The 22,438-nt window shown below is 34.1% G+C and carries 13 protein-coding genes; 6 read left to right on the forward strand and 7 right to left on the reverse strand.

Annotated elements, in window-relative coordinates; genetic code table 11:
• The first annotated feature begins 17 nt into the window (after positions 1-17).
• A complete protein-coding gene (locus J2W48_RS20755; protein WP_310283863.1) occupies positions 18-1,739 on the forward strand; it encodes a LamG-like jellyroll fold domain-containing protein in 1,722 nt (573 codons plus the stop codon).
• A 263-nt stretch (positions 1,740-2,002) separates the two neighbouring features.
• Here J2W48_RS20755 and J2W48_RS20760 read toward each other — a convergent pair whose 3' ends face one another.
• Positions 2,003-3,592, reverse strand: a complete 1,590-nt coding sequence (locus J2W48_RS20760; RefSeq protein WP_310283865.1) for a peptide chain release factor 3 — start codon at positions 3,590-3,592, stop codon at positions 2,003-2,005.
• Between the two features lie 155 nt (positions 3,593-3,747).
• Entirely contained in the window at positions 3,748-5,190 is a 1,443-nt protein-coding gene (locus tag J2W48_RS20765; RefSeq protein WP_310283868.1) for an alpha-amylase, read from the reverse strand.
• A gap of 508 nt (positions 5,191-5,698) precedes the next feature.
• Between J2W48_RS20765 and J2W48_RS20770 the strand changes: the two genes are divergently transcribed.
• Together J2W48_RS20770 and J2W48_RS20775 are read left to right on the forward strand one after the other, a co-directional pair.
• On the forward strand, positions 5,699-7,129 hold the full coding sequence (locus J2W48_RS20770; RefSeq protein WP_310283870.1) for a peptidylprolyl isomerase: 1,431 nt from the start codon (positions 5,699-5,701) through the stop codon (positions 7,127-7,129).
• A gap of 78 nt (positions 7,130-7,207) precedes the next feature.
• Positions 7,208-8,161, forward strand: coding sequence for an AAA family ATPase (locus tag J2W48_RS20775; RefSeq protein ID WP_310283872.1), 954 nt, complete (start codon positions 7,208-7,210; stop codon positions 8,159-8,161).
• 189 nt (positions 8,162-8,350) lie between these two features.
• Here the strand turns inward: J2W48_RS20775 and xrtN are convergent, their stop codons facing one another.
• Both xrtN and J2W48_RS20785 read right to left on the reverse strand, forming a co-directional pair.
• The gene (gene xrtN / locus J2W48_RS20780; RefSeq protein WP_310283875.1) at positions 8,351-9,586 is read right to left on the reverse strand and encodes an exosortase N; all 1,236 of its coding nucleotides are present in this window, start codon (positions 9,584-9,586) and stop codon (positions 8,351-8,353) included.
• Positions 9,586-12,084, reverse strand: coding sequence for an XrtN system VIT domain-containing protein (locus tag J2W48_RS20785; protein ID WP_310283877.1), 2,499 nt, complete (start codon positions 12,082-12,084; stop codon positions 9,586-9,588). The genes xrtN and J2W48_RS20785 overlap by 1 nt, the downstream gene beginning before the upstream one ends.
• Before the next feature lie 404 nt (positions 12,085-12,488).
• Between J2W48_RS20785 and J2W48_RS20790 the strand changes: the two genes are divergently transcribed.
• The 3 genes from J2W48_RS20790 (at position 12,489) to J2W48_RS20800 (ending at position 19,165) form a co-directional block, all read left to right on the forward strand.
• Positions 12,489-15,272, forward strand: coding sequence for a bifunctional aconitate hydratase 2/2-methylisocitrate dehydratase (locus tag J2W48_RS20790; RefSeq protein ID WP_310283878.1), 2,784 nt, complete (start codon positions 12,489-12,491; stop codon positions 15,270-15,272).
• Between the two features lie 129 nt (positions 15,273-15,401).
• Positions 15,402-17,666, forward strand: a complete 2,265-nt coding sequence (locus J2W48_RS20795; RefSeq protein ID WP_310283879.1) for an aconitate hydratase — start codon at positions 15,402-15,404, stop codon at positions 17,664-17,666.
• A 383-nt stretch (positions 17,667-18,049) separates the two neighbouring features.
• A complete protein-coding gene (locus J2W48_RS20800; RefSeq protein ID WP_310283881.1) occupies positions 18,050-19,165 on the forward strand; it encodes a C40 family peptidase in 1,116 nt (371 codons plus the stop codon).
• Between the two features lie 106 nt (positions 19,166-19,271).
• Here J2W48_RS20800 and J2W48_RS20805 read toward each other — a convergent pair whose 3' ends face one another.
• The 3 genes from J2W48_RS20805 to nadA form a co-directional block, all read right to left on the reverse strand.
• A complete protein-coding gene (locus J2W48_RS20805; protein WP_310283884.1) occupies positions 19,272-19,724 on the reverse strand; it encodes a hypothetical protein in 453 nt (150 codons plus the stop codon).
• A gap of 171 nt (positions 19,725-19,895) precedes the next feature.
• Positions 19,896-21,434 carry an L-aspartate oxidase gene (gene nadB / locus J2W48_RS20810; protein WP_310283886.1) on the reverse strand — a complete coding sequence of 513 codons (1,539 nt, stop codon included), beginning with the start codon at positions 21,432-21,434 and terminating at the stop codon, positions 19,896-19,898.
• Positions 21,434-22,378, reverse strand: a complete 945-nt coding sequence (gene nadA, locus J2W48_RS20815) for a quinolinate synthase NadA (RefSeq protein WP_310283888.1) — start codon at positions 22,376-22,378, stop codon at positions 21,434-21,436. Before nadA ends, nadB begins: the two co-directional genes overlap by 1 nt.
• Positions 22,379-22,438 lie beyond the last annotated feature (60 nt).

Genomic DNA, 22,438 nt, shown 5'->3' on the forward strand with positions numbered 1-22,438 from the left:
TAACACAATTTACCAATATGAAAAAAATATTACTTTTTACATTACTCCTTGCCAATTTCTTTTATGCTAATGCATTGACCAGAATAACAGCTTATCGTTGGAGAAATGATGATGGTTCAGAAATAACAGCTACATGGAAAGCAACAACAAATGCTCCTATACAAATCAATAATTTTGATCCAATAAGAATTAGAATAGCTGTTGAAGATAATACTGGTACAGATCCTAATACTGACCAAATTTTTGGTTCCTCAGTAGGTGTAAATGCTATTCTCCAATTTTCAGACAATAACGGTCAGACATGGAATAATATTACAGATTCACAATCTCCATTTACTCTTGTTAGTTCTTCCGTAGTAAATGATGGGACAAATACTACTCAGCAAATTTCTTCGGGTAATTCCTCTTCATTTGTTGCCGGCCTGTTCAAAAGTACGGAGCAAAATACTACATTTACCATGCCTAGAAAAAATAGTAGTTTTACGGAACATGAATTTTCCATAATACCTAATTCATTAATTTCTACTTCAGTTACTTATACTTTTGTAATAAAGGATGTTAGTACTAATTTGGTAATCCCCACACTTACTTATTGCCCTACTACTGAACCTACAGTAACTTCTCCACAAAACTTTAATTCAAGTGCAAAAGTTTCAGATTTATCAGCGACAGGTACCGACTTAAAATGGTACACGAATGCTACTGGAGATACTGCACTAGACGCAACAACGGCTTTGTCGACAGGTTTATATTATGTTTCCCAAACTCTATCTTGTGAAAGTACGCGTACTCAAGTACAGGTAAATATCATTAAAGGTTCTGCTTTAAACTTTGCTGGAGGCTATGTAGATTTACCTTTTAATATGCCAGCCACCTATACAAAAGAAGCATGGATTAATGTAAGTGATTTATCAAAGGTTAACAATATTATTTCTGGAGGTAATCAGGATGGCAGACATGCTATTTATATACCTAACGGTACATTGTCTGCAGGTCATAATGGTACTTATCAGGCATTAAGTGATATTGATCCATTAGACGCTGATACATGGTATCATGTTGCTGTAACTTATGATTTAGCAACAACCACAATGACATTATATAAAAATGGTAATATTGTAGCCACAGATAATAATATCCCAGCCTTTACAGGGAATGAGGTAAGAATTGGAGCGTTTGACACTAATAATAATCTTTTATATGGTGTAATTGACGAAGCACGAATTTGGGACAAGGTTTTAACTCAGGCTGAAATCCAGGACCAAATGGATTGCGAATTCGCAGGAGCTCAACCAGGATTGGTAGGTTATTATAAATTCAATCAGGGATTTGAAGGTGCGGATAATTCAGCAGTCACAACCTTGACAGATTCAAGCGGAAATGGGAATGATGGTACATTAATTAATTTTGATTTATCTGCAAGTTCTTCTAACTGGATTGGCAGTTCTATTATTATAACCGGTAAAACTTGCACAACTTTAAGTGTTGGCGATCATAATTTGGATTTTAGTTCAAGTTTGAAAGTATATCCTAATCCGTCAAATAATGCATTTTTTATCAATAGTGACTTAAACGGTACTGCAGTTATATTTGATTTATTGGGGAAAGTGATTCAAACCCAAAAAATAAATTCAGGAACGACTATACTAGATTTAGGTAGTACTCCAAACGGAGTGTACTTATTGAAAGTTACTAATGAGAAGAGTCAATCAAAAACTGTGAAGTTGATTAAGAATTAAAAAAAGAGACATAATGTTTTAAAGCTCCAGAAATGGAGCTTTTTTATAAAATTAAATTTGAAGAAAGAATCATGAAGTATTTAGCTTTTTGTATTTAATCCGATATAATTCATTTTTAACGAATATATTTTAGGGAGTTAAAGTTCTGTAATATATTTGACTCACATAAAATAAGAAAATTAATTTTTTTAAAAGTTAATTTAATTCCATAAAAAAAGCGCCAATTGAAAAATTGGCGTTTTTTGATTTATGATATATTTTAGTTATTCAAATTCCGAAGTAAAAAACAATTTTACATTTGGATATTTGCTTTGGGTCATCTGAATTGTGAAATCAGAGTCAGCCAAAAACACCAATTGACCGTATTTATCGTGAGCCAGGAATTTTTGCTTGATTCTTCTAAACTCTTTGAATTCATCACTTTTGGGATCATTTGGTTTTACCCAGCAAGCTTTGTGAACCGGGAAGTTTTCATATGTACATTTTGCACCATATTCATGTTCTAAACGATACTGAATAACTTCATATTGTAGTGCACCAACAGTTCCAATAATTTTACGGTTATTCATTTCTAATGTAAATAACTGAGCAACACCTTCATCCATTAACTGATCAATTCCCTTATCCAGTTGTTTTGCTTTCATTGGATCAGCATTGTTGATGTATCTAAAATGCTCTGGTGAAAAACTCGGAATTCCTTTGAAACTCATTAATTCACCTTCGGTTAAAGTGTCTCCAATCTTAAAGTTTCCGGTATCGTGTAAACCAACAATATCACCAGGGTATGAAATATCAACGATTTCTTTTTTCTCAGCAAAAAAAGCATTTGGACTTGAGAATTTTAAATTTTTCTTTTGACGAACATGATAGTAAGGTTTGTTTCTTTCGAAAGTTCCCGAAACAATTTTAATAAATGCCAGACGGTCACGGTGTTTAGGATCCATATTAGCATGGATTTTGAACACAAAACCTGACATTTTTTCTTCGGTAGGGTCAACAAGACGTGTTTCAGAATCTTTTGCTCTAGGAGATGGAGCGATGGAAACGAAACAATCCAATAATTCACGAACACCAAAGTTGTTCAATGCAGAACCAAAAAAGACAGGCTGTAATTTTCCATCTAAATAATCCTGACGATCAAATTTTGGATATACTTCATCAATCAATTCTAACTCTTCACGAAGTCTGTCTGCAGGTTTCTGACCAATAATTTTTTCTAATTCCGGATTTTGAACGTCAGAAAATGCGATGGTTTCCTCAATGTTTTTACGGCTATCCCCACTAAAAAGATTGATATTTTGCTCCCATAAATTATAAATTCCCTGAAAGTCATAACCCATACCAATAGGAAAGCTTAAAGGTGTAACAGTCAGTCCTAACTTTTGTTCCACTTCATCCATTAAGTCAAAAGCATCTTTTCCTTCACGGTCTAATTTATTGATAAAAACAATCATCGGTATGTTACGCATTCTACAAACGGCAACTAATTTTTCAGTTTGTTCCTCAACCCCTTTCGCAACGTCAACCACAACAATAACACTGTCAACAGCGGTTAAAGTCCTAAAAGTATCTTCCGCAAAATCCTTGTGACCGGGAGTATCAAGAATATTGATTTTTTTGTCATTATAATTAAAAGCAAGCACAGAAGTAGAAACCGAAATACCTCTTTGGCGTTCAATTTCCATGAAATCACTTGTTGCTCCTTTTTTTATTTTGTTGTTTTTTACAGCTCCTGCCTCCTGAATAGCTCCTCCAAAAAGTAATAATTTTTCGGTTAAGGTGGTTTTACCGGCATCAGGATGCGATATAATTCCAAAAGTTCGTCTGCGTTGTATTTCTTTTAAAAAGCTCATATTTTGTATAAATAGGTTGCAAAAGTACTATTAATTACGGCTTAATAAAAATATTCACTTCTTAATTTGAAGGTCATAGTTTATGATAGCAAAGTTATCGACAAAAAAATAAGGCTGTTTTTTTAGAACAGCCTTAAATCTCATTTTTAGATAAATTATTGATTGATGGACCAAACTGAATATCCTTTTGGCGGACATTGAATTTTTACCCATTTATCTGCTTGTGTAGTAGGAAACCAAGTTGAATTTCCTGTAAAATCTTTGATTTGTGTATTGGCCCAATTGGTTTGAATCCATCTTTCCTGCCATGAATTTGAGTTATTGATATAGACAACTAATCCTGGATTTCCATTGTATCCATTTCTTCTGGCAACATATTCGTCATTATCAGAATATAGGATAGAGGTAGTGCCAGTAGCTTTGTTGTTATGTATCCATATAAGGTTATTCAATTTGTTTTTATCCAGCCACTCTTCATAATCTCTATAGAAAATGGTTGGATATCCTTCATGAGTTAGAATATATGAATAGGCCAATAATTTATTTGAAATTTCATCGGTGTCATGATTGCTTACAAATGTCACGGCTTTGTAGGGATTTCTTTTCCACATCATGTCGTCATTTAAGATAGCGAGATTATTGCCATCAAAGGCATCGTTCATTTTGTAATAACAAGCAAAATCAAAAACGGAACTATTAGCGTTGTTTGCCCACCATTCCAGCGTGTTTACATTTGAATCCCAATATTCTCCAACAGAAAATCCACCAACATTAGCATTCCAGGCGTTTACTACCCAAGGACCAAAACCTTTAACGTAATCAAATCTCCAGCCATCAAACTTCATGGTGTTTTTGTAGTATTTCCCCACTCCGTCAGCTCTTATCCATAACCAGTCTTGTACATACGGATTAGCGTGGCACAAATCAGGAAAGCCTCCAAAAAAGCCTTCGTCATTATTGCCGTAACTATTTTTATAAAAGTCATTGTAAGTACGTTTGAATTTTCCTGAGGCTATATTATTAAAATTGGTCCAGGTACTCGTTCCCGTAAACGGATTAGCTTCTGACTGTCCGCCGCTATTATGATTAATTACGATATCGGCATAAACCTTCATGTTTTCAGTATGCGCTTTTGTAATTAGACTTACTAATTCTGTTTTAGATCCAAATCGGGTTTCTATAGTTCCGTTTTGATTATAATCTCCAAAATCAAAATAATCTGTAGGGTCATATCCCATGGAAAAAGCACCGTTTTGTGCTTTTGAAACGGGAGGCAGCCATATTGATCCAATTCCGGCATTCGACCAGGCTGTCAATTTGCCATTTACAACATTCCACCAATTTCCACCAGCAGGAACATCCCAGTAAAAAGCCTGCATCATGACACCTCCTCCTGGATTATCGACGTACTTTTTTGTCAAAGATGATTTTTCAATTCCTGTGCTAAACGGTTTTCCATCATGATTTGTAATATTTATAATCTCAAATTGCTGACTTTCAGCTCTGGGATTCATTTTCTCAGCTTCATTGTCTGAGCACGAATAAAAAAGTACAGTAAATACTGTAATAAAATAAACCTTTAAATTTAATTTTTTCATAATTACGGTTGGTTTTAGGGTAGATAATAAAGTTTTATTGAATAATTTAAATGACTTTTATGTACTATTTGATGGTTTAAACTCAAGAAAATTATTCAATATTTATCTAAAGTATGTAATTTTTGAATCGACCTCTTTTTATAAAAAAATAGTTATCCAACGAAAACGTTATAGTGTTTAAAACTTTTTTTATTTAATTGTAAATTAGTGTTTTATGGAATTGACAAAACGCTGTCTAAGGCTAAAATTATCTTTCTACAGCGGTTAATTACTTTGCAGTATTTTTTCTTTTTATCAGGTTTTCAAAACTATCCCTATAATTTTTTGTTAATAGTATTGCTGATAGTTGTATTATGTAATTGAATTGTTATTTTTGTTCGTTATAAGTCAAAAATGCGTTTAGATTGGATTGCTTTTTTGACTATAAAATTTTGAACCTAATTTGTGACGGGACAAAAAATCACCCGACACATAAACGAGAACTTTACATTAAATTAAATTTAGAATAATGTTATTAAAAAAATTACAGCTAAAAACTATTGATTTCAAAGTGATGATAACAATATGTTTTTTGTTTTTTTTCAGCTCAATTATTTCGGCACAGGAAGTTATTAAAGATACTGTTGTTGAAAAACCAGTTGAAGTTTCAATTGATAAGAAAAAAATTGACGGTATTATAGCCACTGTAGGAGATTATATTGTTTTAGATTCCGATATTGATAAAGGTTTTGTTGAAATTGCTGCTCAGGGCGGATCGGTGAAAGATATTACAAGATGTCAAATGTTAGGTAAACTTTTAGAAGATAAATTGTATGCGCACCAGGCCATTCAGGACAGTATAATAGTAAGTGATGCAGAGGTGAAAAGCCTGATGGATGACAGACTTAATTATATGTTACCACAAGCGGGTGGAGATATAAATAAGATTGTAGAATTTTACAAGAAAAGTTCTGTTGAAGAATTTAAAACTTATTTTGCAGATATTCTAAAAGAACAAAAGCTGTCTGCCGAAATGCAGAAAAAAATTATTGATGCTGTTGAAATTACGCCTGAAGAGGTTCGTAATTTCTTTAAAAAAATACCAAAGGAAGAGTTGCCCACTTTTGGAGCCGAAATGGAAGTAGCCCAAATTGTGGTAGAGCCAAAAGTCTCAAAAGAAGACGAGCAAAAAGTTATTGATCGATTAAATGGCATTAGAAAAGATGTTTTAGAAGGTTCCAGTTTTGCTACCAAAGCCGTTTTATATTCACAAGATCCGGGATCATCATCTAGTGGTGGTTTTTATAAAATGACCAGAAAAACACCTTTTGTGAAAGAATTTAAAGATGTTGCTTTCAGTTTGGATGAGGGGGAAATTTCTGAACCATTTAAATCTCCTTTTGGATTTCATATCATTATGGTTGATAAGATAAAGGGTCAGGAAGTAGAATTACGCCATATTCTAATTTCACCAACAGTTTCTGAAGATGCATTGAAAGAAGCCAAAGAAAGAATTACAAATATTAGAAAGAAAATAGAAAGTAAAGAAATTTCTTTTGCTGATGCTGCCAGAACAGAGTCTGATGAAAAAGAAACCAGAGCAAATGGAGGAACTTTGGTGAATCCTAATACACAGGATACTCGTTTTGAACTGACTAAAATGGATCCTACTTTATATTCGCAAGTTTCGAATTTAAAAGACAATGAGATTTCACAGCCACTTTTAAATATAGATGATAAAGGTAAAAAAACATACAAGCTAATTACTGTAACAAACAGGATCGATTCCCATATTGCCGATTATGCCCAGGATTACACTAAGATTAAAGAATTAGCCCTGAAAGAAAAACAATTCAACGCTATTGGAAAATGGTTTGATACTAAAATTAAAGATACTTACATAAAAATAATTGGTGAATACAGAAATTGTGATTTTACAAACAATTGGTTGAAAAAATAATTTTTATAAAATAAATAAAAAGAGCTAGTTTTATGAATTCATAGAGCTAACTCTTTTTTAATTTAAAAACATACATAAATGTCTGATGTAGCAGCAATTCATAATTTAGTTCAGAAACGAAACGAATTAAAAACCGAAATAGCAAAAATCATTGTAGGTCAGGATGCAGTTGTAGATCAAATTTTACTATGCATATTTTCAGGAGGGCACGCACTTTTAATTGGTGTTCCGGGTTTAGCAAAAACCTTAATGATAAATACATTATCTCAGGCTTTGGGTTTGGATTTTAAAAGAATTCAGTTTACGCCAGATTTAATGCCATCGGATATTCTGGGAAGCGAAATTTTAGATGAAAACCGACAATTTAAATTTATAAAAGGCCCTATTTTCTCAAATATCATTTTAGCAGATGAGATCAACAGGACGCCACCGAAAACGCAAGCTGCTTTATTGGAAGCTATGCAGGAACGTTCGGTTACGATTGCCGGAGAAAATCATAAACTGGATTTGCCTTATTTTGTACTAGCAACACAGAACCCGATTGAGCAAGAAGGAACATATCCGTTGCCGGAAGCACAATTAGACCGTTTTATGTTTGCTGTAAAATTAGAATATCCATCTTTTCAGGAAGAAGTTCAGGTAGTGAAACAAACTACTTCTGATGTAAAAACGACAATAAATCCTTTATTTACAGCACAGGAAATTATAGATTTTCAACATTTGATTCGTAGGATTCCTGTAGCAGACAATGTAATTGAATATGCTGTGACTTTAGTAAGTAAAACACGTCCGGATAACCCTTTGTCTAATGATTTTGTAAAAAATTATTTAGATTGGGGAGCAGGACCAAGAGCGTCTCAGAATTTAATTTTGGCAGCAAAAGCACACGCAGCATTCAATGGTAAATTTTCTCCGGATATTGAAGATGTAAAAGCAGTAGCAACCGGAATTTTGCGTCACAGAATTATTAAAAATTACAAGGCTGATGCTGAAGGAATAACGGAAGAAATCATAATTCAGAAGTTAATGTAAGGGAAAAAATAACACGCAATTTGATATTTCTACAAAATAGCAAATGTGTTGGTTAAAAAAAACGCAAAAGAATATACGCAATCTTGTCATTCCGTAGGAATCTCAACTCAGGAATATTTTTATAAATATTTAAAAGAAAATAATTAAAAGAAAGCCTAACAGATTTAAAATTTGTTAGGCTTTTTCAATTCAATATGCCCTACTTGTTTCGTTAATCAAACGAACGGGTTTATTATAAAAAAGTTTGATAAATAAGACTTCTACAAGTGAAGTGTATTTTTTATTACCACATTCATACCACCAGTAAGAAAAGTATCGAATATTATCTTTCTCCATTTTTACAAACCAAATTTCTTCATGATTCCTGATGATTTTTTTAGACTCAATGATTTTGTAGCCATTTCCCGTCCAACAAATTAAAGGTTTGTGAACAGGAGTTTTGATGTATGTTAATTTTCCAGGAGTTATAATCTTAAAAACATCTTTGTTTGCCCAAACTCCTTTTTGAGTATTGTATTTTGGGTCTAGATTTTCTAATATATTTTGATTTTGTTCTTTTTTTATTTCTAAACTCGTAATGAATAGTATTCCTGTAGTTATGATTATAGGTAACAATTTAAGTGAAACAGGAGTACTAGTAATTTCTTCTATTTCTGGTTTAAAGAAACGAATCAAAAATAGCATTGGTACAATTTGGTAGAATGCAAAGCAAATTATTCCGATAGTGTGATGTAATACGTTTTCTTCGGTACAATTGAATAAAATTAGGGTAATTATTCTAAAATAATTCGAAATTATATTCAGTAAAACTACTACCATGCAAAAAAGTAAAATTTGTACAATACTGAAATGTTTATCCCTTTTTCGTTCTTCTAAAGTTAATAAGAAAGCGCCGGTAAGTAATCCTGTTTTAAACATTGATAAACCCATACAGGCAGTATCTATTGAAATTTTTGCGTTATTGATATAGAAATTAATGCCTTCTATTTTGTCAATTGGAATGAAGTTCCTTAAAGTTAGATATACATTATAACAAAGTGCCTGTTTGATCTCGACAGTAAGATAATTGAATAATTGATCAAAAACAGACGAGAATAAAAAGAGACAGATAAAAGCAATGAACGAAAACTTTCCAGTAAAACTGTAGTAGATAAAACAGATAAATAAGGATAAAGCCTGAAAATGTAGTGTTTTAGTATGCAGGCGATAGCTAATAAATTCTAATGCGAAAATCATTCCTAAAAGCGGGTAGCTCATTTTTAATGAAGTTTTTCTACCCGTAACAAGGAATAATAATATAGAAAAGAACACACCAAAAAAATTGCTGTCCAGTCCGGCAACTACAATAGGATAGTTCATAGCCAAAAGGCAAGCCAGAATAAGAACTGTTATTTCTTTTTTATATGGTATTGTAGTAATTCCCATTAAATAGCTTGCTTTTTGTTTTTTCGATAATAGAGAAATAGTGTTGTTAGTCCAATAATAATCAACAACCATTCATGAGGTTCAGGAACAGCACCATCGTTGTTTATTGCTGCGTTCCCAAGTGTATCGACATTTTTATCTATTCCGTTATTTTTATAATCAGCATCCGTTTCTAAAACAATTAATGAAGAAATCGGCGTTACAATATTGGCATCTTTTGCAAGGGTTACATATTGATTAATTGCTAAACTGTCATTTTGAATTTTGATTTGTTCCTCTAAAACTTTTCCGAAAGCATACATTCTGTAGATATGATTAGGACCAGTAGATTTTGTTGCATTGGTTTTTGATTTTTCCTGAATTGAAATGTTTGCCGGCTCAATGTTGACCGAATTTTTTTCTGTCTGAAATAAAACAAATTGTTTCTTAGCAATCAGTTGTAAACTGTTTTTTAGACTTGTCTGATAAAAATCAACATATTTTTGTTCTTTAATAGTTTGCCAAAATGGATTAATTCCTGATGAAATATTAATGACTTTTAAATTTCTTTCTTTAGTTCTGGTTTTTATTTTTTGTAAATAATTAGAGTTTTCAAGTTCTTCAAAGTTGGCAGAAAATGTACCACTTTTGGTAATAATCAAACTGTTTGGTGTTAGTTTGTAGAGGGGTAATAAAGAGTAATGCAAACCTTTAAATTCTTCCTGAATAGTTTTGTAGTTTTTGGTGTTAATTGCTTTTTTCTCTTTGTTGCTATAGACATAAAAGAGTGTTTCTTTTAAATTTAAAATTGATTCAATTTCCCCGGTTGTCCAATTACTATTCAAATCCAAAATAATTTCTGATGCAGTAAAAGGAACAGTCGTTTTTTGGATATCTTTTACTTCGTAGATTTTATCCTTCCATACAAAAGAATTAGAATGTAATTTTTTATGTAAAGGCATAGTGGCTTCCCAATCGTCAAGTCCTTTAGATTGATTAAGATAGTAGTTGTTTTTTAACTCAAAGTCTTTATTGGTTTGTACTTTTAAATTTCCAACTATCTGAATTCTGGATAATGTTTGTGCATTCGAAATATTCGGGCCTTTTATCGAAAGACTTAGGTATTTCATTTCGTGGGCATCTACTTTTAAAGGAGTTGTAAATCCGCATTTGAATGTTCTGGGTGTGCTGAAATTTACCGGAAAAACTCTGACAACAACTTTGTTGCCTTCTTTCCATTGCATTAAAGAGGGGTCGCGGCTTTCAATACCAACAATTTGCTTATAGACTTTTGCTGCTTTTTCTTTGGTAGTAAGGACTCCTTTTCTTTCAATGCCGTTTACCCATAATGATAATGATGTGGCAACAGATCCTTCGGGCAGTTGGAATGAATAAATAGCTTCCTGATCTTGCCATGATTCTTTTTTGCAGGCAATATCCATTGTAATTTCGGTGTAAGCCAATCGGGTTTGGGGATAGAGTTTTATATCTTCCCTGATATTTTTGGTAAATAAATCTTCTCCGCTCCAGAGTTGTTCTTCGGTTTCTAATCGTTTATCAAAATTTGATTTTAGGATATTTATTTTGTCATCTGCGCTCAAATTAAGATCCCTGCAGAAAAGATAGGCTATCGTAATGAAGGGATTGTGAATTTTTCTTTCATTAAATTGACTATTTCCCAAAGAATTAAAACTTCTAAATTCAAAAAAATTATCCTGAGAGGTATACACGATGTCTTTTTTAAATAAAATCTCATTCAAAAAATTGGGTTTGAGGTTTTGTGAAATAGTGATGTAATCAGGCAGATCCTCGTTTGAATCAAATGATTTGGTGGTGGTATTTTGGGTTATTTTTTCACTTTCTAAATTCAGCCCCACTATAAAAACAATCAAGCTAACCAATACCATTGAAAATCCGATACTGAAAGAGAGAAAGTATTTTCTCTTTTTTTGATAAATAAGAAATAATGTTATAGTATGGATTCCCAATGTAATTGCCGGTACTAATCCATAAAAGCCCATTCCAAGTGCGATGATGCCAATGAAGGAATAAGGCATAATCGGAACAAGATAAATAGCAAAATAAATAATCAGAGCAAAAGATAATCCGTTTATAAAATAAGAGAGAGAAGAAACGTATCTCTGTTCTGTATTTCGGTAAATAAAGAAATTAGAAATACAAAACAGTAGTGTAATCACATATACCCAAATAGCCAAATCCTCAAAAACGGACATGAAAGTATTGAGGCAAAAACATCCAATAAACCAATTTAATATCAGAAATGGAATGAGATGAAGGTGTTTTTCTTTGTTCTTTAGTATTAAAAATGAAAGCACCGTTCCATAAACAAACTCGATAATTAAACTTACTATAGCAAGTTGTTCGAGAGCACGAAATTCGAATTTAAATCCTATCAGTGAAGTTGTAAGAAGAATGATGTTAAAGAGGGTGACAGTAATACTGATTTTTACCCCGGGATTTTGAGAATATTGTTCTAAAATTTCTAATTTGTTTTTCATAGTTGTATTTTTAATAAAGTACTTTGAATTGCAAAGTTAATGGAATATTTGAATTACAGCAGATAATTTTAATTTTTTTAAATTTTAAGTAGTTTTACGTATAATATGACATCGAAAGAATTAACTACAACGTTATAAATACTTATTTAGAAAGATTCTCGCTCAAAAACGAAGTAAAATAAGATCTCGTTTATAACATATAATTTCGACTTTGTTAAAGAAAAGATTTTAAATTATTGATAATTTATTATTTAGGTGCTAAACTGAATTTTTGGCAACAAAAAACAATGAAATTCATTATTTTGCAATAATAATTTTCTAAAAAGGTCCATCTATTATATTTTTTTTAATTCTCAGCTTTAATTCCTAAATTTGCGAACAAAAAATAAAAATACCTATTTACTATGGCTTTTGATAATGATATTTATAAAGATTACATTAAAGAAATTGAAGAGCGAAAAGAACAAGGGCTTAACCCGAAACCAATTGATGGTGCCGATTTGTTAAGTGTAATCATTGCTCAAATTAAAGATGTAAATAATGAATACAGAGAAGATTCTCTTAAATTTTTTATCTACAACACTATACCAGGAACCACGAGTGCAGCTGGTGAAAAAGCCAAATTTTTAAAGGAGATTATTCTCGGCGAATCTGTAGTAAAAGAAATTACACCTGCTTTCGCTTTTGAATTATTATCACACATGAAAGGTGGTCCTTCGATTGAAGTGCTTCTCGATTTAGCCTTAGGTAATGACATCGCTATTGCGAAAGAAGCTGCAAAAGTGCTAAAAACACAAGTATACCTTTATGATGCGGATACAGACCGTCTTAAGGAAGCATTCGAGAGTGGTAATGCAATCGCCAGAGAAATTATTGAAAGTTACGCACAGGCTGAGTTTTTTACAAAACTGCCAGACGTTGCAGAAGAAATTAAAGTAGTTACATTTATTGCTGGTGAGGGAGACATCTCAACTGATTTACTTTCTCCGGGTAATCAGGCCCACTCAAGATCAGATCGTGAATTACATGGTAAATGTATGATTACTCCTCAGGCACAAGAGGAAATTAAGGCGCTGCAGGCACAACATCCAGATAAAAGCGTGATGTTGATTGCCGAGAGAGGTACCATGGGTGTAGGTTCATCAAGAATGTCAGGTGTAAACAACGTGGCTCTTTGGACTGGTAAACAAGCAAGTCCTTATGTTCCATTTGTTAATTTTGCTCCAATTGTTGCAGGAACAAACGGTATTTCTCCAATCTTCCTGACAACTGTTGATGTTACTGGTGGTATTGGTATTGACCTTAAAAACTGGGTTAAAAAATTAGATGCAGATGGTAACCCAATTCGTAATGAAAGTGGTGATCCGGTTCTTGAGGAAACTTACTCTGTTGCTACCGGGACTGTCCTTACAATAAACACAAAAAAGAAAAAACTATATAATGGTGACCAGGAGTTAATTGATATTTCTAAGGCATTCACGCCTCAGAAAATGGAATTCATTAAAGCTGGTGGATCATACGCAATTGTATTTGGTAAAAAAATACAAACATTTGCATGTAAACTTCTAGGTATTGATACTCCTACAGTATTTGCTCCGTCAAAAGAGGTTTCTATTGAAGGACAAGGTCTTACAGCAGTAGAAAAAATCTTCAACAGAAACGCTGTTGGTACGACTCCGGGTAAAGTGTTACACGCTGGATCTGATGTTCGTGTTGAAGTTAACATTGTAGGTTCGCAAGATACTACAGGTCTTATGACTGCTCAGGAATTGGAGTCTATGGCTGCTACAGTAATTTCTCCAATCGTTGATGGTGCCTACCAATCAGGTTGTCACACTGCTTCAGTTTGGGATAAAAAAGCGCAGGCAAACATTCCAAAATTGATGAAATTCATGAACGAATTCGGTTTAATAACTGCTCGTGACCCGAAAGGGGAATATCATGCAATGACTGATGTAATTCACAAGGTACTTAACGATATTACAATAGACGAGTGGGCAATTATAATCGGTGGAGACTCTCATACAAGAATGTCTAAAGGTGTTGCTTTTGGTGCTGACTCAGGAACAGTTGCTCTTGCATTGGCTACAGGAGAAGCATCTATGCCAATTCCTGAATCGGTAAAGGTAACATTTAAGGGAGATATGAAGGATCACATGGATTTCCGTGATGTAGTTCATGCTACACAAGCTCAGATGCTTCAGAAGTTTGGTGGTGAGAACGTATTTCAGGGCAGAATCATTGAGGTTCACCTGGGGACTCTTCCTGCTGACCAGGCATTTACTTTTACTGATTGGACTGCAGAAATGAAAGCAAAAGCTTCTATCTGTATTTCTTTGGATGACACCTTGATTGAATCATTAGAGATTGCAAAGGGCAGAATCAAGATCATGATCGATAAAGGAATGGACAACAAGAAACAGGTTCTTCAAGGATTGATTAATAAAGCAGATAAGAGAATCGCAGAGATTAAATCAGGTGATAAACCAGCGCTGACCCCAGATGCAAATGCTAAGTATTACGCTGAAGTTGTTATTGATCTGGATCAGATTTCAGAGCCAATGATTGCTGATCCTGATGTGAATAACAAAGATGTTTCTAAACGCTACACTCACGATACCATTCGTGCACTGTCTTTTTATGGAGGTGAGAAAAAAGTAGATCTTGGTTTTGTTGGATCCTGCATGGTTCACAAAGGTGATTTAAAAATAGTTTCTCAAATGCTTAAGAATATAGAGGAACAACAAGGTAAGGTTGCTTTTCTAGCCCCGCTTGTAGTGGCAGCGCCTACATATAACATCATAGATGAACTAAAGGCTGAAGGCGATTGGGATATGTTGCAGAAGTACTCTGGTTTCGAATTTAACGATAATGCCCCAAAACCTGCGGCACGTACTGAATACGAAAATATGATGTATCTTGAGCGTCCGGGTTGTAACCTTTGCATGGGTAATCAGGAAAAAGCAGCTAAAGGTGATACAGTGATGGCAACTTCAACCCGTCTTTTCCAGGGAAGAGTTGTTGAAGATTCCGACCGTAAAAAAGGAGAGTCATTGCTTGCGTCTACACCAGTAGTTGTTTTATCTGCAATCCTTGGGCGAATTCCTAATATAGATGAATATAAAGCTGCAGTGGTTGGCATAGATCTGACTAAGTTTGCACCATCTCACAAGCAGTTAGTTAAATAAGCACATAATGAGTTAATCATAATTCAAAAGCCCGAGCCATAAACTCGGGCTTTTTCTTTTATTGCTCCTCTGTTTTTTGTATCTTGTGATGTTAAAAATAAAAAATAACAAAAACAATTATATAATCTTATGGCTTTTGATATAGAAATGATTAAAAAAGTGTATGACAACATGCCTGGTCGTGTTGATAAAGCACGAGAGATAGTTGGTCGCCCACTTACTTTAACAGAGAAAATTTTGTACAATCACCTTTGGGACGGAACTCCGTCTAAGGCGTTTGGAAGAGGGGTTGATTATGTTGATTTTGCACCGGATCGTGTAGCGTGTCAGGATGCAACTGCCCAAATGGCATTATTGCAATTTATGCATGCCGGAAAGAAAACAGTTGCAGTACCTACAACGGTTCACTGTGATCACCTGATTCAGGCAAAAGTTGATGCTGCAACCGATTTGGCAAGGGCAAAAACACAGAGTAACGAAGTTTTTGATTTCCTTTCCTCTGTTTCTAATAAATACGGAATTGGTTTTTGGAAACCGGGAGCAGGAATTATTCACCAGGTAGTACTTGAAAATTATGCTTTCCCTGGTGGAATGATGATTGGTACCGATTCCCACACTGTAAATGCAGGTGGATTAGGAATGGTAGCGATTGGTGTTGGTGGAGCCGATGCTGTAGACGTTATGTCCGGTATGGCTTGGGAATTGAAATTTCCTAAATTAATTGGAGTGAAATTAACCGGTAAATTATCCGGTTGGACGGCTCCTAAAGATGTAATCCTTAAAGTTGCCGGTATCCTGACTGTAAAAGGTGGTACCGGTGCAATTGTTGAATATTTTGGAGAAGGCGCAACTGCTATGTCCTGTACTGGTAAAGGTACTATTTGTAACATGGGTGCCGAGATTGGAGCTACGACTTCAACTTTTGGTTATGATGATTCTATGAGTCGTTACCTGCGTTCTACAAACAGAGCTGATGTTGCTGATGCTGCTGATAAAATAGCTCCTTACTTAACAGGAGATCCGGAAGTTTATGCTGACCCTGAAAAATATTTTGATCAGGTTATCGAAATCAACTTATCCCAATTAGAGCCACACTTAAATGGTCCTTTTACACCGGATTTAGCTACGCCAATTTCTAAAATGAAAGAAGAAGCGATTAAAAATAACTGGCCATTACAAATTCAGGTTGGTTTAATTGGTTCTTGTACCAACTCTTCTTACGAGGATATCGCTCGTGCCGCTTCATTGGCTCAACAAGTGACGGCTAAAAATTTAAAAATAAAATCTGAATTTACGATCACTCCAGGGTCAGAAGTAGTCCGTTCTACTATCGAGAGAGATGGTTTTATTGATACTTTTGATAAAATTGGTGCTACCGTTTTTGCAAATGCCTGCGGGCCATGCATTGGTATGTGGGACAGAGAAGGTGCTGAAAAAGAAGAAAGAAATACTATTGTTCACTCTTTCAACCGTAACTTTTCAAAACGTGCAGATGGTAACCCCAATACTTTGGCTTTCGTAGGTTCTCCCGAATTGGTAACCGCTATGGCTATTGCAGGAGATTTAGGTTTCAATCCATTAACAGATACCTTAATCAATGAGGATGGAGAAGAGGTAATGCTTGATGCTCCAACAGGTGACGAATTGCCATCAAAAGGTTTCTACGCAGAAGATCCGGGTTTTCAGGCTCCGGCTGAAGATGGTTCAGGAGTTCAGGTTGCAGTAAGTGAAACATCAGAGCGTTTGCAATTATTAGCTCCGTTTGATGCCTGGGATGGTAAAAACATTACTGGTGCTAAACTATTGATCAAAGCGTTCGGAAAATGTACTACAGATCACATTTCTATGGCTGGTCCATGGCTGCGTTTCCGCGGACATTTAGATAATATTTCTAATAATATGCTCATTGGTGCTGTAAACGCATTCAATCAAAAAACAAACTCTGTTAAAAATCAATTGACAGGTTCTTACGATGCAGTTCCTGCTGTAGCCCGTGCTTACAAAGCGGCTGGTGTACCATCTATTGTTGTAGGAGATCACAATTATGGTGAAGGTTCATCTCGTGAGCATGCTGCTATGGAGCCTCGTTTCTTAGGAGTTAAAGCAGTACTGGTAAAATCTTTTGCCCGTATTCACGAAACCAACCTTAAAAAACAAGGTCTTTTAGGATTGACTTTCGCTAACGAAGCTGATTATGATAAAATTCAGGAAAACGATACTATTAACTTTACTGATTTAACTGAGTTCGCTCCGGGAAAACCATTAACGTTAGAATTCGTTCATGAAAATGGTTCAAAAGATATCATTCTGGCCAACCATACGTACAACGCAGGCCAGATTGGCTGGTTTGTTGCAGGTTCAGCATTAAACTTAATTGCTGCCGGTAAAGCTTAATATTTAAGATCCAATTATACTCAAAACGCTCTGTGAAAACAGGGCGTTTTTTATTAGAAGCTAATCCAGCTGTCCGCTATATCTTTTGTTTTTTAAAGAAAAAAACAAAAGGATACCGCTTCCATCCGGGCTATGGCTTCAGTTTTCAATTTTACGTTTGGCATAAATTTTATGATATTAAAATAAAATCATAACTCACACAAAAACTTTAAGTTAACATCAAAACAATTTTATGGTTGTCAATTTGAGGTAAATTAGTTGTTAAAAAACGTGCATTTTTTACTTTAAAAAGTTAAATTCGCCTTATTCGTAATATTGTTTTCTTTTTTGGAGTTTAAAATATAAGAAAACAAACAGCATATAAAATTCAAAATTCCCAAATAATGATTTTTAGGTTAGTCTTTATCTTCTTTCTTTTTAGTGTCAGTGTCTTTTCTCAGGAAAATTATATTAAACATACTATTTCTAAAGGTGAAAATATTACCGTAATTGCTAAGAAATATGGACTTAAACCGAAAGACATTACTGAAGCAAATCCTGATGCTCCTAAGATTTTAAAACTGAATTCGGTTTTATTAATTCCAAATACCAATCAGTCTTCAATAAGTAAATCCAATGAGCCAGTTACAAATCCAACTCCTGGTTTACATGAAGTTTTAGCCAAAGAAACACTCTGGGGTATCTCCAAACAATATAAAATTTCTATAGAGGATTTAAAGCAGGCAAATCCCTTTTTAGAAACAGAAGGATTAAAAATCGGACAAAAAATCAATATTCCTTCCAATATTGTGGTAACAGGGCCTGCAACTGCTCATGCAGAAGCTTCAAACGTAGAGATTATAAGAGAAGTCCAGCCTAAAGAAACCAAATATTCCATTGCAAAAGAATTCGGAATCACAGTTGCCGAATTAGAAATGCAAAATCCTGAGGTCAAAACAAAGTTGCCTATCGGATATAAACTGAAGATTCTTACTTCAAAAGAAAAGGCCATAGCGTATCAAAATACAAATCCATCAGTCAACTCCCCGGATAAAATATTAAATAATCCAATCGTAAAATCTGAAACTTCAGTTGTGAAAGTGGATTCCGGCACAGTAAAAGTTTCCAATCATTCTGATTTGATTGATCAATTAGTTTATAATGCTACAGAAAATATAGGTATTCGTTATCGCTCAGGCGGAACATCGAAAGCAGGTTTTGATTGTTCAGGATTAATGTATTCTACTTTTGGAAATTTTGACATCAGGTTGCCAAGAACTTCACTGGAGCAATCAAGAATTGGTATTAAGGTCAATTCAGAAGAAGTACAAAAAGGAGATTTGATTTTCTTTAAGACTAATGGAAGACATCAGATTAACCATGTCGGAATGGTAGTAGAAGTAACAGATGAAGAAATTAAATTTGTTCACGCCTCAACCCATGGAGGTGTTATGATTTCTTCAACAAAAGAAGGATATTACCAAAGAAATTTTACGCAGGTAAATCGCATTTTAGAGTAATATTTTTTTAGTAGTTTTTAATTAAACGTAAGTATTTGAGAACAAAAACATTTTTGGTCAATTATAGTAAAATAAAAAAGAGGCTTTTTACACCTCTTCTGATTGATTAAGATTTATTTTTATCTTTTTTGTACTTTTTCATTTTTTCTCTGCCCTCATCTTTCTTTTGATCCTGTAGTGCTTTCCATTTAGTATATTGGTCGGCAGTTAAAATTCCTTTCATTTTGGCATCATTTGCATCCTTTTCCGCAATCATTTCTTTTTTGAAAGCTTCTTTTTGAGCATCAGTTAGTTTAGTGCCTTTTTCTCTTTGCTCTTTTCCGGCGTCTCTTAATTTTTCAGATTTAGCGCTTCTTTCGGCAAGCAATTGTTTTACCTGTTCTTGTTGGTTTGCGTTTAAAGTCAACTCAGAGGTTAATTTTTTCAGTTGTTTTTCATTTCGCTGTTCTGGAGTTAAACGCTCTCTTTGTTCACGAGCTGGTTTTTGATCCATATCGCCATCTTGTGCGAAACTTGCTATTCCAACGAATAACAATGCTGCAATAAATAATTTTTTCATGATTTGTTTTTTTATTTGATTTACAGATGTAAGACAATAAATCAAACGAAGGGTTTAATTGTTTAACAAAAATTTATTATTTATTTATCTGAAGACCAGACAATTTACCCTGCTGTCCGGATTTGCATATTGACTAATTTATAAATAATGATAAATCATTCTTGAAAGTTTCTAAACAAAAGAGAGTGTTTTAAATTTAACAAAACCACCACAATTTTCCTTTCGTTCAATAGAATGTGATACAATCAAACTTCCGATAGTAATCATATTTAATAATTCGTAATATGAAACACTAATTTGATGCGTTTTTCCAATTTCTTCCATTTTTTTCTTCCATTTCAAAAGTTGTTCTTGAGCATTCAGTAAGTCAGTATCATATCTAACGATTCCGGCATTTTGTCTCATCAAATGCTGAAGTCTGGTTTTTAATGTTGTCAAATATTCAGAATCAATTTTTGGTTTATCAGTCTGTACTGCTTCTGAAATTTTAAACGCAGCTTCTTTTATTTCTAAATCAGGACTGGCTAAAAATTCATAAATTTTATTCGAATAGACTAAAGCTTCCAATAATGAATTTGAAGCTAATCGATTTGCACCATGCAAACCCGTTTGAGAGCATTCGCCACAAGCAAATAAATTTGTTACAGATGTTCTTCCATCAGTATCAACTACAATTCCCCCGCAAAGGTAATGCTGTGCCGGAACTACAGGAATCCAGTCTTTTTTAATGTCAGTTCCTGCTTTTAAACAGTGCTTATAAATCATTGGAAAATGCTTTTTGAAAGTTTCCAAATCAAGGTGGGTACAATCTAAATAAACACAATCATCTCCTGATTTTTTTAGTTCCAAATCAATACTTTGTGATACAATATCCCTGGAGGCTAATTCTTTTCGGGCATCATAATCAATCATAAAGCGATGTCCGTTTTTGGTGCGTAACCAGGCACCAAAACCACGAACTGCCTCCGAAATCAAAAATTTGGAACCAGTAGACACTTCATAAAAAGAGGTAGGGTGAAATTGAATAAATTCCATTTCTTTAATATTGGCATGAGCGCGATATGCCATTGCAATTCCGTCACCGGTTGCTATTACCGGATTAGTGGTATGTCCGTAAAGATGACCAATTCCGCCGGTAGCCAATAGTGTGATGTCAGATTTGTAAGTGTTTATCTGCTGTGTTTTTTCATCTAAAACAATGGCTCCTAAACAACAATTTTCAGATGTAATTAAATCGGTGGCAAAATGATGGTCGAGAACAGTAATGTTATTTTTTTGATAGACCCGCATCAAAATAGCACGTTCTATTTCATAACCTGTTTGGTCTTTATGATGCACTACGCGGTTTTCAGAATGACCTCCTTCTTTACCTAAATTAAGATTACCATCGGAGTTTTTGTCAAATTTTGCTCCCCATTCTATCAGTTGTTTTAGTCGTTTTGGACCTTCAGTAACAACCATTTTTACCACAGTTTCATCACACAATCCATCTCCGCAAATAAGTGTATCTTCGATATGCTTTTGGTATGAATCTTCATTTTTATCAGTAACAATGGCTATCCCGCCCTGGGCATATTTAGTATTCGATTCGTCAGCATTCGCTTTGGTAACAATAGTTACTTTTTTGTACGGAAACTGCTCTGCTATCCGGAGTGCAAATGTTAAACCAGCAACACCAGAACCTATAATCAAGTAATTGGTATTTATCATTATTTTGATAATTCAAGCATTCTTTCTATCGGAATTAACGCTTTTTTGATAATTTCTTCGGTTACGATAACTTCAGGACTTTCATTTACTAAGCAGTCATATACTTTTTGCAGGGTGTTCATTTTCATGTAGCCGCATTCGCTGCAGGCACAAGTGTTGTCTTCTTTTGCAGGGGCTGGAATTAATGTTTTTTCCGGAACTTTTTCCTGCATTTTATGTAAAATGCCAAATTCTGTAGCCACAATAAATTTATTGCCCGGATCTGTTTTTACATAATCTATCATTCCCGAAGTAGAGCCAATATAACTGGCAGTAGCTAAAATATGTGTTTCTGATTCCGGATGTGCAATAATTTTTGCGTCTGGATGCTGTTTGTATAATTCAATTAATTTATCTAATGAAAAAGCTTCATGAACTACGCAGGAACCATCCCATAATAGCATATCCCGTCCCGTTTTGCTCATAACATATTTTCCCAAATTTTTATCAGGGGCAAAAATGATCGGAGTGTCTTTTGGGATTGATTCTACAATTTTTACCGCATTTGCAGATGTGCAAACAATGTCGGTTAACGTTTTTACTTCTGCAGAACAATTCACATACGTGATCACAATATGGTCAGGATGCTGATCAATAAATTTTTTAAATAAATCAGCAGGGCATGATTCAGCCAGAGAACAACCGGCATTTAAATCAGGGAGAATCACTTTTTTGGCAGGATTTAAAATCTTTGCTGTTTCTGCCATAAAATGAACCCCGGCAAAAAGAATAATATCTGCATCCACTTTCGCAGCTTCCTGAGATAATCCTAAGCTGTCCCCAACATAATCTGCAATGTCCTGAATCTCTTTTTCCTGATAATAATGCGCTAAAAGAACTGCATTTTTTTGCTTTTTTAGTTTTAATATTCGCTCTTTTAAATTTTTTATTTCGTTTGTATCCATTTTTTTAATTGTCGATTACATGTCATTTTTAAAGAATTGTTTTTCTATGAAGATTGAAAG

Origin of the sequence: Flavobacterium piscis (assembly GCF_031457575.1) — a bacterium.
Lineage (GTDB): Bacteria > Bacteroidota > Bacteroidia > Flavobacteriales > Flavobacteriaceae > Flavobacterium > Flavobacterium piscis_A.